The organism is Bacillus fonticola (assembly GCF_012955605.1).
GTDB classification, from domain to species: Bacteria; Bacillota; Bacilli; order Bacillales; family JC228; genus Bacillus_CG; species Bacillus_CG fonticola.
Map to the genome: position 1 here is coordinate 421,294 of NZ_CP052135.1, position 14,369 is coordinate 435,662.

At 43.0% G+C, this 14,369-nt stretch carries 11 protein-coding genes; 7 read left to right on the forward strand and 4 right to left on the reverse strand.

The window, feature by feature from the left end; translation table 11 throughout:
* Nucleotides 1-62 precede the first annotated feature (62 nt).
* Both HHK01_RS02065 and HHK01_RS02070 read right to left on the reverse strand, forming a co-directional pair.
* Nucleotides 63-1,850 carry a S9 family peptidase gene (locus HHK01_RS02065; protein ID WP_170006208.1) on the reverse strand — a complete coding sequence of 596 codons (1,788 nt, stop codon included), beginning with the start codon at nt 1,848-1,850 and terminating at the stop codon, nt 63-65.
* Between the two features lie 26 nt (nt 1,851-1,876).
* Entirely contained in the window at nt 1,877-2,998 is a 1,122-nt protein-coding gene (locus HHK01_RS02070; RefSeq protein ID WP_170006209.1) for an alanine racemase, read from the reverse strand.
* A 312-nt stretch (nt 2,999-3,310) separates the two neighbouring features.
* Between HHK01_RS02070 and HHK01_RS02075 the strand changes: the two genes are divergently transcribed.
* Nucleotides 3,311-4,273: an iron-hydroxamate ABC transporter substrate-binding protein gene (locus tag HHK01_RS02075; RefSeq protein ID WP_170006210.1), complete on the forward strand. Its 963-nt coding sequence runs from the start codon at nt 3,311-3,313 to the stop codon at nt 4,271-4,273.
* Nucleotides 4,274-4,367: 94 nt separating this feature from the next.
* Here the strand turns inward: HHK01_RS02075 and HHK01_RS02080 are convergent, their stop codons facing one another.
* Complete coding sequence (locus HHK01_RS02080; RefSeq protein WP_170006211.1) at nt 4,368-5,846, reverse strand: UDP-N-acetylmuramoyl-L-alanyl-D-glutamate--2,6-diaminopimelate ligase; 1,479 nt, start codon at nt 5,844-5,846, stop codon at nt 4,368-4,370.
* A gap of 276 nt (nt 5,847-6,122) precedes the next feature.
* The gene (locus HHK01_RS02085; protein WP_170006212.1) at nt 6,123-8,144 is read right to left on the reverse strand and encodes a prolyl oligopeptidase family serine peptidase; all 2,022 of its coding nucleotides are present in this window, start codon (nt 8,142-8,144) and stop codon (nt 6,123-6,125) included.
* A 288-nt stretch (nt 8,145-8,432) separates the two neighbouring features.
* Between HHK01_RS02085 and HHK01_RS02090 the strand changes: the two genes are divergently transcribed.
* The 6 genes from HHK01_RS02090 (at nt 8,433) to HHK01_RS02115 (ending at nt 14,318) form a co-directional block, all read left to right on the forward strand.
* On the forward strand, nt 8,433-8,903 hold the full coding sequence (locus HHK01_RS02090; RefSeq protein WP_170006213.1) for a hypothetical protein: 471 nt from the start codon (nt 8,433-8,435) through the stop codon (nt 8,901-8,903).
* The gene (locus HHK01_RS02095) at nt 8,903-9,949 is read left to right on the forward strand and encodes an alpha/beta fold hydrolase (RefSeq protein ID WP_194241278.1); all 1,047 of its coding nucleotides are present in this window, start codon (nt 8,903-8,905) and stop codon (nt 9,947-9,949) included. Before HHK01_RS02090 ends, HHK01_RS02095 begins: the two co-directional genes overlap by 1 nt.
* A gap of 391 nt (nt 9,950-10,340) precedes the next feature.
* The gene (gene ltaE, locus HHK01_RS02100; protein WP_170006214.1) at nt 10,341-11,372 is read left to right on the forward strand and encodes a low-specificity L-threonine aldolase; all 1,032 of its coding nucleotides are present in this window, start codon (nt 10,341-10,343) and stop codon (nt 11,370-11,372) included.
* Between the two features lie 166 nt (nt 11,373-11,538).
* On the forward strand, nt 11,539-12,171 hold the full coding sequence (locus tag HHK01_RS02105) for a DUF421 domain-containing protein (RefSeq protein WP_170006215.1): 633 nt from the start codon (nt 11,539-11,541) through the stop codon (nt 12,169-12,171).
* Between the two features lie 180 nt (nt 12,172-12,351).
* Nucleotides 12,352-12,750 carry a DUF1259 domain-containing protein gene (locus HHK01_RS02110; RefSeq protein ID WP_170006216.1) on the forward strand — a complete coding sequence of 133 codons (399 nt, stop codon included), beginning with the start codon at nt 12,352-12,354 and terminating at the stop codon, nt 12,748-12,750.
* 161 nt (nt 12,751-12,911) lie between these two features.
* On the forward strand, nt 12,912-14,318 hold the full coding sequence (locus tag HHK01_RS02115) for a multicopper oxidase family protein (RefSeq protein ID WP_265575549.1): 1,407 nt from the start codon (nt 12,912-12,914) through the stop codon (nt 14,316-14,318).
* Nucleotides 14,319-14,369 lie beyond the last annotated feature (51 nt).

The following is a 14,369-nucleotide window of genomic DNA, read 5'->3' on the forward strand; positions in this document are numbered from 1 at the left end:
CCTTGCACAGTGGTCTTATTATGAGATGTGCGCTGGGGGTTTATGTATAATCAACTCAACGTTCACGGCTTCGCTATAAATTCATCAAGAAAATTTGCTACTCCGCTGTAAGCCGTGATGTTGTTTTGTAATTTTACAAAGAAATGGCCCTCGTCTTCAAAGCGGATATATTGAACTGGATGGTTTCTAGCTTGTAATTCGTGAACGATTTGTTCGGTTTCTTCTATAGGCACACGTGGATCATTGGCGCCGTGAAGAACCATTAATGGACAAGTGATTTGGTCTGTACGGTGAAGTGGATCAATTTTATCAAAAAAATCACCGTCGCTTTCGATGCTGCCGTACTCCGCCTCTCGTAGCTTCCGTCGCCATACACTAGTATTTTGTAAGAAGGTTTTAAAGCTCGATATGCCGACAATATCGATTGCCGCTGCCCAGAGATCGGGATAGTGTGTAATCGCTGCAAGGACGACAAAGCCACCATAGCTTCGACCCATAATTGCGATTTGATCTGGATCCGCTTGACCGCTAGTTTTCAGCCACTCGACCAAATAAGTTAGATCTTTGACGGAATCCATCCGTTTCCGTACATCGTCTAGGTGTGTATAGGTTTTGCCGTATCCGGTACTTCCGCGAACATTCGGCGTGCAAACGGCATAGCCACGATTGAGAAAATACTGCAGAAATGGATTGTATACTGATCGTATTTGGCTTTCGGGGCCCCCGTGAACAAAGACAACGACAGGGAGTTTGCCCGTTACGTGTTTTGGTTTGTAATAAAATGCGGGTACCTCTAACCCGTCAAAGGATGTAAATTTGATCAGCTCTGGTTCGATAAGGTGATCGTCTACTGCAGGTGATTGTGATACGTACGTCACCCGGTGCGCCTGTTTTGTTTCTAGGTTCAGTTCCCATATGTCAGAGGGATGAGTGGCACCATTTAAAACGTAGGCCAATCGGATATCATCGGGTGAAAAGGTAAGTTCGGTAGTAACTCCGCTCGGCATGTCCCAAGTATCTAACGAGCCAGTTTCAAGATCGTGCAACACTCCTTTAGAAATGCCACCTTCATTCACCGAGTAGGCTAGGTGGCTCTTACCGTGGTTCATCGTTAATTCTTCAATATCCCAATCGCGTGCATCTACGTAAGTGATGTTGTGGGTGGAGAGATCCAGCAAAGCGAGTCCACTGTATTCACGGTCTTTGTTCGTGAGCAAATAAAGCGCGTCCCCAGACTCAGTAAAATAAGGAGTATGGAAATGTGCTTCGCCGTCATGAGTTGTTAGCCAGACAACGTCCCCAGATTGAAGATGTAGTAATCCGAGGTCATTGTCGAGGTTGGAATTCGTCTTCTGAATTAAGAGCTTCGTCCCGTCTGGAGCCCATTTGACAACACCATATATCCCGTCCTCAGTAAATACTTGGCGAATTTCGCGTGTCTCTACATTTTGAATGTAAAGATCAAAGAAAGCAGGGTGGCGACGGTTGCTAGACCAAGCAATCCACTTTCCATCCGGTGAGCTACCGCCGTAATGATGGATATGATCCAATGAGTCGGTTAATGGAGTCAACCCCCCGTCATCACCTAGTAAAAAGAGCTGCTGACGTTCGTTTACTCCAACATCCATACCGATAATTTTTTGAGATGTTTGGCCGATGTAGTCAACAAATATAATTCGCTCCTCAGTAAAGGAGGTTTGCGAAGGCCACTCGTTTCCCTTCTGAAGTTCCCAAACTTGGGGGAGACCTGTGTAATCAGTTAGAAAGCTAAGACTCCCTTCATTTGGATGGTACGCTGGGTTTTTAGCGGTACGAACGTGTAAAAAGGGTTTTATATCAATCGTCTGCATTCCATATCTCTCCTTTACGTTGTAGGTTAGTGCATCATGCCTTTCGCATCTACTTTCCATTCAGCAATGATCTTTCCATGTTGGTGCACTAGGTAACGATCAAATTGATTTGCGACCGTGCATGCATGGTTGGGAATAATTTGCACTTTGTCATTGAGACGTAAGGACGTAACTTCTTTCCAAGGTGACACGCCATGCTCCTCGGACAGTCTTTCAATCAGGAGTTCAGGGTGACCGATGATATGTCCAAAACCTTGAACTGTTTCATTTCCATGAGCCCCTTTGTCTAAACAGAGCGCTTTGCTACCCGTATCGAATACAATTCTTTTTCCATGATATACCCCTACGACAGATGCAAGAACACTCAGCGCGCAACGATCTAGGTTTGTAACGCCGAGCCCAGCTTGAATGGCATCAAAAAAGACCGCATTTCCTGGGCGAATTTCGTTGATGCCTTCCACTTTTCCGGCTGTTTGATAAGTTGGAGTGGAACCGACGCTTCGAACGGGGATCGGGATGCCAATCCGCTCACATGCAAAGGCACTCTCTGCAACGGCTTGCCCCTCATACAAGCCAATTTTTTCAACTTCCTCTAACGACCGTGCTGCGTAGGAATGCCCCGCATGTGTAAAGATACCGTCAAGCTTTAGAGCTGGGAAACCTTGTATCGCTTTTGCTAGTTCGAGAACTTCTTTTCCGGGTTCGACTCCACACCGGTGTAATCCAGAGTTCACCTTCATCCAAACTTTTAGCGTGAAAGGTTCGTGTTCGAAGCATTCTTGCAAATAACGGAGCTGTTCTATGCTATCAACAGCCACCTTTAAGTCGACAGGCCTCTTTACTAGTGCGGCGACACGCTGGATCTTCACTTTGCTAGAGATGGGGTAGGCGATGAGGATATTGCGGATTCCTGCAGCCGCCATGACTTCTGCTTCAGCTACTTTAGCGGTTGTAATGCCGATAGCACCTAACTCTAGCTGCATTTTGGCAATGTTGATAGACTTGTGAGTTTTTACATGTGGACGTAATTGGAGCCCATGTTCCTTGGCGAAAACAGCCATTTCTTGTACGTTTTCCGTTAATTTATCGATGTCTAGTAATAAAGAGGGCGTATCCAAATCTTGAATCGAATTCCCGATCTTTGTCATAGATTGACCTCCTTTACGATAAGTCCATTACTAAATAGTTCGATGCACTAAACAGATTTCCTTTAGTTTTTTTGCAGGTAAAAGCAGCTGTATAAATAGTGCTGTGGTGTGTGTCGTCATAGGTTCCATAGACGATATGACGTTTGCTATGTTTCTAGAGTATTTGTCACAAGTCATGCTCATGCTATTCATTGAACTGTTCATTCTATCTTGACAATAGGCAAGGTTGTCGGCGATAATGATTATCAGTATCGCGGGGTCATCAATTGCTTTATCACGAGTACATAATTTATCTAGAAAGAAGGCGACATCATGAAGAGATCATTACTTCTATTCATCTCTTTGTTTGTAGTCATGGTAGTGCTAGCGGCGTGCCAAGGTGGGACAAACAGTGACGGAGAGGTAACGGAGTCCGATAACGAAGGAAATACAGAAGAAACCACAAAAGTAGTAGAGGATGCGATGGGAGAGACAGAAATCCCTGTCAATCCAAAGCGCATCGTATCACAGTACTACTTAGGTCATTTGCTAACGTTAGGCATTACTCCAGTAGGCACGTTGCAATCGGAATTGGATTCTCCTTTCCTTCAAGACAAAATTGAAGGAATCGATAGTATAGGAACAGGTACTGTATCCATTGAAACAGTCATTGCCCTCGAGCCAGATTTGATTATCGCAGCGGATCCTGAATCCTATGAGCAACTATCTAAAATTGCTCCAACCGTTTATATTGAGTACGGGAAAAATAATGCAATCGAAGAACTAGCCATGCTAGGTGAAATACTCGGCAAAGAGGAAGAAGCAGCACAGTGGACTGCTCAGTTTGAAGAAAAAGCAGCAAATGCAAAAGAACAATTGGCAGGAGTAGTTGCAGAAGGTGAAACCGTTACAGTGTTCGAAATTTGGGCCAACAACCTGTACGTATACGGAAACAAATGGGGGCGCGGCGGTTACAACTTATACAACGTCTTGGACTTCACACCACCAGATTTTGTGAAGGAGAACTTAATCGACAATCAACCGTATGCTGAAATCTCATTAGAAACGTTACCGGAAATTGCGGGCGATCACATTTTCCTATCGGTGTACGAGGCTGACGGTGGCGATCAACGCGCCGAAGAAATTAAGCAAACAAACATTTGGAAATCGCTAGAGGCTGTGCAAAACAATCAAGTATACGAAGTAAACTTGGATGACTTTTTTAACTTCGATCCAATTTCGTTAGATAAGCAACTCGATATTCAAGTGGACTTGATGTTGTCGCAAAATCAATAAAGGTAGAAGCGCTGAACTTTGCATAGAGCAGAGTTCAGCGCTTTTTTGTAGTCCATACGTATTTAGTAATAACCATAACGAAAAAAACCGAACTTTATGCTTTATAAAGTTCGGTTCTTTTTTTATCCAGTTGTAAAAATTCAATGGTTTCTCTATCCGAGGTAGCAGGGAGATGGAAATTTTGTTTGTAGTGTTCTGGTCCTTTTCCGGAAATAAATACCCAGTCCCCGTCTTCGACTACTCCCCACACGTATTGAATGGCAAGGGTACGATCCATAATAACCGTTCCGTTGCTGCCTCCGAAGGTCTTCTGTAGGTCGTGTAGCTGGTGTTCCATTTCTTCTAGAGGAACACCGTTTGTATCATCAAGAGTCAAAATGAATTGGTGGCTCGCGTGGGAAGAGATCTTGATCATTTCTTGTCTCTTTGATGGATCACCGTTTCCTCGGAATCCAAAAATATGAAAAATGCGCTTTGCCTTTGCGTTCTGGATCGCTTTTAGGCAGTGTAAAACCGCGTCAGGCGTATGGGCATAATCTACTATAAATTGTGCTCCTTTTGGATGATCGTAAAGCTCAAATCTGCCGGGTACACCGGGAAATGACTGTAAGCTTTTTTTAATTTGCTGTGGGGCAATGCCCATGACATATGCTGTTAGAAACGTTAGAGAAGCGTTCCAAGCATTATGCAAGCCGTAAAGAGGAAGATTCACAGGAAAGTTTTGTTCTTGATACTGTAGGGTGAACACGCAAGGATGATCTGATACTAACTCCCCTAATATAAAGTCGTCTGTTTCATCGATACCAACGGAGAGAACCGTTTTCTTTTGAGTAAGTAAATGGTCAATCATTCGATTTGACCACTCGTTATTGTATCTACTTACAAATGCTTTACCACTTGACTTTAATTGGTCAAATAGCTTTGTCTTCGTGATGAAGTAGTCATAAAGAGAGTGATGATAATTGAGATGATCATGGCTCAAGTTGGTAAAGAGCGCATAATCAAACTGAATTCCTTCCACACGATGCTGCTCTAAGCCGTGGGAAGACACTTCAAGGATGACTACAGGATCTTGGCTTTCGTGTAGGAGTTTATGTAATGTTAGCGCATCGGGAGTCGTATTTTCCGAAGGGACTTCTTGACCGTTCACATAATGGGAAACAGTCCCTATGAGGGAACAACGAATACCTGCCTGCTCTAAAATGTGACGTAGCAAGTAACAGGTTGTCGTTTTTCCGTTTGTCCCTGTAATGCCAATGATTGTTTTTCTCGTAGCAGGGTTCCCATAAAAAGAACTTGCTAGTTGTGCCAAAGCTATACGGCTGTTTTCTACCTTGAAATAGGGGACTGAAAGTGGATGTGACAAAGCTGTCTCTCCAATGATAACGGAGGCTCCTGCTTTTACGGCATCATCTATATAGTGATGCCCGTCTGATTCAGTACCATTAATGGCTACAAATAGATTTCCTTTATCAATTTTTCTGGAGTCGAAATGCAGTCCAGTCACTTGAATATTGGGAATGATTTCAGATGAATCTAGGTGAATTGAGTTCAATAATGATGATAAGTTCATGATGGGCTCCTTCAAAGGTAATGGCCAAGAGCTTGTTGATGGAAGGCAAAAGGTCAGATCTTCACTATATTAAAGAATATCATAACGTTATTAGGGGAATGACGGCAAGGGTAGGACTTCTTATTTTTTTAGTTTGTCCATAGAATAGACATATTTAAAAGGGATTCCAGTGAAAGGAAAACGTAAATGTGTACGCACTTCACATACTCTCACTGATCAACAAAAGCAGATGGGAGTGTTACATCGCTACTTTTTAACACTCCCATGCTCATTCAGTTACACTAACTCCTTATCCAAAAACGCATAAGAGTCTGCCCACTCTTCAATGAGCTTTGAAGTCGGTTTGCCGAGTCCGTGACCAGCTTTTGCTTCAAGACGAAGAATGACCGTTGAGTCCTTATCTGCTTTTTCCAACAAAGTGGCCACAAACTTTTTCGCGTGAGCGGGAACGACCCGGTCGTCACTTTCAGCTGTTGCGATTAAGATGGGCGGATATTTTTGTCCTTCCTTTACGTTATGAAGAGGCGAATACGCATATAAGAACGGGAAGTGCTCCGCGTTTTCCGCATTACCGTACTCTGGAATCCAGTAGCGACCGATCGTGAATTTATGGTAGCGGAGCATGTCGATAACGGGCACTCGACACACGACTGCTCCAAATAAATCGGGTCGTTGCACCATGCAGGTTGCAACGAGCAGTCCACCATTCGATCCACCCATAATAGAGAGCTTACCTTTGCGCGTGCAGTTGTTCGCGATCAGCCACTCTCCAGCCGAAATAAAGTCGTCGAATACGTTTTGCTTGTTTTCTAACATACCGCCCTTATGCCATTCTTCTCCGTATTCGGATCCACCACGCATGTTGGCGACGGCATAGATGCCACCCTTTTCGAGCCAGCGCAATACAGCCGGATTAAACGAAGGGGTCACACTAATGTTAAAGCCACCGTACCCGTACAAAATCGTCGGGTTTTCTCCGTTGTATTCAAGCCCCTTTTTGTGCGTAATGAACATCGGGACCTGTGTGCCATCTTTTGATGTGAAGAAAATTTGCTTCGTTTCGAAGTTATCCGTGTCCAGAGGTAAGTCTGATTGGGCAAAGACATTGAGTGAGTCCTCGGTAAAATCGTAGCGGTACACGACGGTCGGGCTTAAAAACGATGTCATACCAAAATAGCTTTCCGCACCATCAGTCTTTCCAGTTAGCTCTGTTAATGAACCGAGCATAGGGATGTCGATTTGCTTATCGAACTCACCGCTCTTTCTAAAGAGGTGGATTTGATGATGCGCGTCATGCAAAAGAGCAACCATAAATTGACCGTTTACGTACTTCACTGCTTGCATCGCATCTTCTTGTTCGGGGACGATTTCTTGCCACTGTACACGTTCAGGTTGGTCGATATCAATGGCAATGATCCGGCCACGAGGTGCATGCAAATTTGTTTTGAAATAAAAAAGTGAACCTTCATTTGTAATATATGAATACTCTGCGTCCGCATCATCCAATAGACGGACAAAGCTTTCAGTGGAATGGATAGGTCTAATGTAGAAGCGGTTTTCAGCAGCCGTTCCTTGATTGACATGTAGCGCGATGTACTGTTTGTCGTCGGTTACGATTGGTGAAAACATGAGCTCTTTATCTTCTGGGTGTTCATAAACGAGTTGGTCTGCAGTTTGTGAAGTACCGAGCGCATGAAAATACACTTTGTTGTAGTTACTCTCGTCGCCCTTACTCACAGTTCCTGGTTCTGGGAAACGGCTATAAAAGAAACCAGAGTGATCCGGCGTCCAAGCAACGGCAGTAAATTTGACGTGCTGGATATGATCCTCTTTGTCTTCGCCAGTAACAACGTCGCGTACACGAATTTCTTGCCAGTCACTTCCGTGTGTGGAGGTCGCGTAGGCTACGTAACGCCCGTCACCACTAAATGAATAACGAGTCATGGCAACCGTACCATCGTCACTTAACGTGTTTGGGTCAATTAAAACAGACTCGTTCTCTCCGTCCTTCATGTACAGAACTGCTTGATTTTGTAAGCCGTCATTTTTTTGGTAGAACAATCGATCGTTCACTTGTTGAGGAACAAAAAACTTTGGATAATCCCATAGCTCTGCTAACCGTTTCTTATCCTTTTCACGTGTGGAAGTTTGGGCAAAGTACGCGTCACATTGCTTGGCCATCTCTGCTCCCCAGGCTATCGTTTCTTCAGACTGCGGATCCTCCAGCCATCTATATGGATCAGCTACAGCTGTTCCGTGAAAATCCTCAACTATTTCGCCCTTTTTTGTGGAAATCATTTCTGGTACCCCCTGTTATTGTGATACTTAAGTATTTCGAGGATGGAAGTGAAAATTCCTGCCTGTATTAACGGTGTCAGTCCCCCACTGCTTTAATGTGGTGGGGGACTGACACCGTCAAGGCGTACACACATTTTAATCACTACTCCATCTATGCTTGTCTATAATACAGTAACGTCCCTTTGCACTAGTAGGCTATTGTTCTAGTGAAAAGGTTCGCCAAATACAACTAGGGTGGACGGGGGACTGACGGCTTGACTATAAACACTAAATAAGGAGGGGACAATCATGTCTCAAGACGATCCAGTAGATATATATGAGGCACTAAAGAAAATGGGATTCAAATTGGAGCAGCAAATGAATGAATTGATTCAAAAACAGTTGGACAGAGAAGATGTTATACGACAAGTGAATATCTCTGGAAAACTGTACGGGAATATGATGAAAAAGCTTCAAGATTATACGGAAACACTTTCTGTTTACTTGAATTTTCCTACGAAAAAGGACGTAGCGAACACCGCAAAACTAGTTATGCAAACGGAAGAGAAAGTAGATGGATTGGATGAGCAGCTGGTGCGCTTAACGACTTCTGTTGATGAGCTTAAACAGTGGATACCGTCAAAAAAGTTGGACGAGGCAGGTCGTGACATCCAGCACTTTCTGCTTTATCGAGAGCAACAGGAGCCGAATGAACCCGGAAAAGTCAGACTTTCCTCATCTTTTGGACAAGATACTAAAATCGGGAAGAGGCAGGACTAATGTCGTTATTTGATGCTGACAAGGAGCTACAGCGCTGGAAAGGATTTATGAGCAACTTGACAGAGGATGAGCCTAAAACAGGATTAACACCGAAACAAGCCATCTGGAGAAAAAACAAAGCAACACTATGGTATTATCCAGCAACAGAGAAAAAATACGACGTTCCTGTTTTTCTTGTGTACTCGTTAGTGAATCAGCCATTTATTTTAGATTTACAACCAGGCGCCAGTAAAATTGAAGCCTTTGTAAACAATGGATATAACGTGTATTTAATAGATTTTGGAATTCCGAGCTATGAAGATAAAGACACGACACTTAGCGATTATGTCGTTGACTATATTCAGAAGGGGATACAGCGAGCATTACGTCACTCGGAAGCGAAGGAGATTACAGTAATAGGGTACTGTCTTGGTGGAACATTAGCTGCCATGTATGCAGCCATCGCTTGGGAACCGATAAAAAACCTTATTTTATTTGTTACCCCGATTGATTTTCACGCCACAAATCAGTTCGATAAGGTGGCAGATGAACTATTGAACGGTCAAGTAGATATAGGTGAAGTGATAGATGCCCATGGAATTATTCCTGGCAGTTCTGTTGAAGCTGCCATGCGCCTAATGACTTCTCCATTCTACTTCAGTCGCTACCTTTCTCTCTTAAACAAGTCCTACGACAAGGAGTATGTGGAAAAATGGCGCCGGTTCAATAAATGGACGAAAGGACATATTCCTTTTCCTGGCGGAGCTTTGAAGCAGCTTATTTATGACTTAGGAAAAGACAATCAGCTTGTAAAAGGCGAGATGCTTATCCGCGGGAAAAGAGCGGACCTGTCTCACATAGATGCGAACCTCCTAGTCGTTTCCTCACAACATGATCGTCTAGTCCCGAAAGAGCAAAGTTACCCGATTATGGACCAGGTATCGAGTAAAGATAAAACATTCCTGCTAGTTGAAGGAGGGCACACCCACCTCACAGTGAAAAAAGGACAACTACCTGAAACACTTACCGATTGGTTACCGCAGCGTTCGAATCGTGTTAACACCTAGAGATCAAAAAATAACTGAACTAGTCTGGAGGGAACTGAATGTATTTGCTTTATGGGGACGATGAGAAATTGCTTACACCTTATCTTGAATATTTAGGATTTGCGAGTCTTGTATATTATCGTTTTTTAAGAGATTGTTAGTAAACAGAGTGCAGATCGGACATCTGCACTCTGTTTTTTTGCTACAAATACATTTTTTACCGGGTAATCAAGGCAAGTTTGAAATAGAGCCTTTTGTTTTGTTAAAGGATTAGGTGTAAAGAAGTGAAATTACATAAATTGAGAAAAGAGTCTACGTTAATACAAAAAGTAATCTGCTATGCGAATCTTTTGTTATGATGAAACAAAGTGCATTTCTTTGAGAGTAGATAATAGGTGAGGAGCGTGTTAGGATGATCGATTTACGAAGTGATACAGTAACAAAACCAACAGAAGCGATGAGAAGAGCGGCGTTTGAAGCCGAGGTCGGGGATGACGTTTACGTAGAAGATCCGACAATTAACTTATTAGAACAAAAAGCAGCCGAAATGCTAGGCAAAGAAGCTGCACTCTTCGTCACAAGTGGTACACAGGGAAATCAAATTGCTGTACTCACACACTGCCAGCGTGGTCAAGAAGTGATCATGGAGCAAGACGCTCATATTTACTACTACGAAGGTGCCGCGATGAGTGCATTTGCAGGGATTCAACCGAGAACGCTTAAAGGACATCGTGGAGCGATGAACCCTACGGAGGTGAAGGCAGCGATTCGTCCGGAAGATATTCACTTTCCGGAAACAGGGCTTATCTGTCTTGAAAACACACATAACCGAGCGGGAGGCGCCATCGTTTCACTCGAAAATATGCAAGAGATTTATACAATCGCAAACGAACACCACGTGCCCGTGCATTTAGACGGAGCTAGACTCTTTAACACAGTCGTAGCAAGCAGCGTTTCAGTGAAGGAATACGCAGCCCAAACGGATTCCATTCAAATTTGTCTGTCGAAGGGGCTAGGCGCACCAGTCGGGTCCATCATTGCGGGGACCGAAAGCTTCATTGCGCGCGCAAGAAAGTGGAGAAAGCGACTCGGTGGTGGACTTCGTCAAGCGGGAATTATTGCTGCTCCAGGTTTGCTTGCGTTAACAGAGATGGTGGATCGGTTGGAAGAGGATCACCGCCATGCACAAAAGCTAGCAGATGGCTTCGCACAAATTCCTTCTTTGAAAATAGAGAACATCGTCGAAACCAACATCGTTCTTGTTAACGTAGAAGGAACAGGTCATGACGCGAATCAATTTTTACAAGAGCTAAAGAACGAGGGGATTTTAGCAGTAGGATTTGGCCCTCATACTGTTCGCTTTACGACGCATTATGATGTGAATGGAAGTCAAATCGATGTGGTGATAGAGCGGGTTGGAGAGCTTTGTGCTAGTAAGTTGTAGTGTATAAGGAGAGCAATAAGGAGGGTTCATCTTGTTAGTTTAACGAGATGGGCCTTTTTCCATTGACAGTTAATGCGGTTTACACTCCCATATCCAGACTGAATAAGACAAACCGTTGGAGGCAATCTAATGAACAAATATAAAGTGAAAAAGGAGCAGTCTTACAATGGAATGGGACTTTATTTGGAAAGCAATACTAATCGTAATTGCTGGAACATTTCTTCTGAGAATTGCGGGAAGAAAAACAATTTCACAAATGACTTTGGCTGAGACAGTTATTATGGTGGCGATCGGTTCTTTATTGATTCAACCTGTTGCTGGAAGGAATGTTTGGATGACAATTGCCGTGGGGGCTGTACTCGTCACTACACTTATTGTTATCGAATATTTGCAAGTCAAATCTGATTTCCTAGAAAAACTTGTCACAGGTAAATCAAAAATATTAATTGAAAACGGTAATGTGAATGAGAAGAATTTGAAGAAGCTTAGAATGACTGTTGATCAACTCGAAATGCAATTAAGACAAAATAATGTCACGAAACTTAGCGACATCCAATGGGCAACGTTAGAACCTAATGGACAGGTTGGTTTCAGCTTAAATGAGGACGCCCAACCCGTGACGAAAAAAGAGTTTCAACAATTACTTCAAGCTTTATCCATGAGCAATGCGCAAGTCGCTCAATTAACGCAGCAGTTAAATCAGTTGAGGCAGATAAATAGTCAATCAAATCAAAAAGACATGTTTGCGGAGGTGAAGTATAAAGAACATCAGCGCACGCCACCTAAGCACTTACAATAATACGTTTTGATCAATCGTGTGAAGTTACGTAACCCCCCCCTTGAAGTAGGGATATACACATGCTCAATTTTCTGTAGCCTTCCAAGCAAATCATGTTGAACGTTTTCACCGTTTGTAAGATAAGACACACAAAAATTAAATGGGCATATGTTGATACAAACGGGAGGGGGAGGATATGAAATGAAAGATATTGGTGAGTTATGCAAGCAATTTGGTCAAATACTTGGCGGAAAAGCGAAAGTGAAACACGGTGTGTGTAAAGTAGAAAAAGATCGCACAAACATTCAAGTCAACATATTGGGGAAACCTAGTCGTTCTGGGCTTTCCGTCCATTCGATGTGGTCATTTGAATCAATGGATCATCAAGGTAACGCTTTAAATTTAGGTGAGACTGCGCTTCTTCAAGAAGAAGTGTATCCGTTTATTTGGGAATTACAAAAAAGCGGCATCATGGTAACGTCCCTTCATAATCATTGGCTAATGGATAGCCCCCATCTAGTTTATGCACACTATGCTTCTGTGGAGGAGCCACTTTCCTTCGCAAATAAAGTTGCAGAAGCGTGCAAGATCCTTAAATAATCATTTTCAAGGTAACGATTGTCTATGAATCAGGCTCCTCCTTAAATACAGAAGTATATTTTCCTAAATAATACAAACCATTAAACATTCAATTAATGGGGGAAAGTAATCATGGGAAATATATTAAAAACCAGGGAGGAGTCACATCTATACATGAAAAGGTGGATGCATGGACATTTAACGGATCCGTTCCAGGCCAACCAATCCGCGTTAAGCAAGGGGAAGCCGTCAGAATCACTTTGAAAAATAACATCAACGAGCCTGTTAGCATCCACTGGCATGGGATCCCTCTTTCTAATACAGAGGACGGAATCCCTGGTGTCACACAAGATGCCGTTCTACCTGGAGAAGAGTATACGTACGAGTTTGTCTTAGATACCCCAGGGACTTACTGGTACCATAGCCATCAAAACGGTGTTGAGCAACTCGATATGGGGCTCTATGGAACCTTTATTGTTGAATCAGAGGATGATAAGAATTATGACCGGGATTACATGCTTGTTTTAGATGAATGGCAATCCAATCCAAGTGAAATGCAAATGGGCGGAAATGATGAAGTGGACACTGATAAGCAGGAAGAAGATCAAAAGGGAAACAATAATGACATGGAGAGCATGGACATGAATCAAAATGAAAGTGCATCTAAGGAAGAAAACAAAGGTTTCCCGAATAAAAATGGGTCAAGTTCTATTATGGAAATGGACGATATGTCTTCTTATGATATTTTCACTATTAATGGCAAGACGTACGGAGAGAATGAACCGTTAAAAGTGAAAAAAGGCGATCGGGTAAAATTGCGATTTTTGAATGCAGGTTATATTGCACACCAAATTCATATTCCAGTTAATTATAAGGTAACCCATGTTGATGGCCAACCAATTAATCAGCCGAATGACCAAGGAGCAAATAAACTATTGGAAGTCGCTCCAGGAGAAAGATACGATATAGAATTTATTGCTACTGGCGAAGACTTTACGATTGATTGTCACGGGGACATGCCTGCTGCAAAGGATATGAAAATAGATGTGGATGATGAGGCTGGGGACCAAGTGCTAAGCCATGCTACTAACACCGAGGATGTAACTTTTGACAGTCTCGGTAAAAGCACCACTTCCTCTCCATTCTCTTTAGACGATCAGTTCGATGTGGAGTATTCCATGGACTTAGGCGTTGAGATGAAGTCAGATGAGCTGAAATATACGATCAATGGAGATGCATTTCCGGATGTACCGCCACTTGAAGTGAAAATGGGAGATAAAGTGAAATTGACTTTGACTAATGTAAGTAAAGACAATTCAAGTCACCCCATGCATTTACACGGTCACTTCTTTCAAGTATTAAGTAAAGACGGTAATCCGATCGAGGGAGCTCCGATTTTAAAGGATACACTCAATGTGAAAGCAGGAGAAACGTACGAAGTAGCATTCCTTGCTGATAATCCAGGAAATTGGCTAGTTCACTGTCATGATCTTCATCATGCCTCTACTGGGATGGTGATGATCGTGAAATTTGAAAACTTCAAGGAATTTTATAAGGACACAGGAAAAGTGGAGAATGATCCGGAGTAAGACAAAATTGATTTTTACCTTCAGGAGGACACATCTAGACGGTGTGTCCTT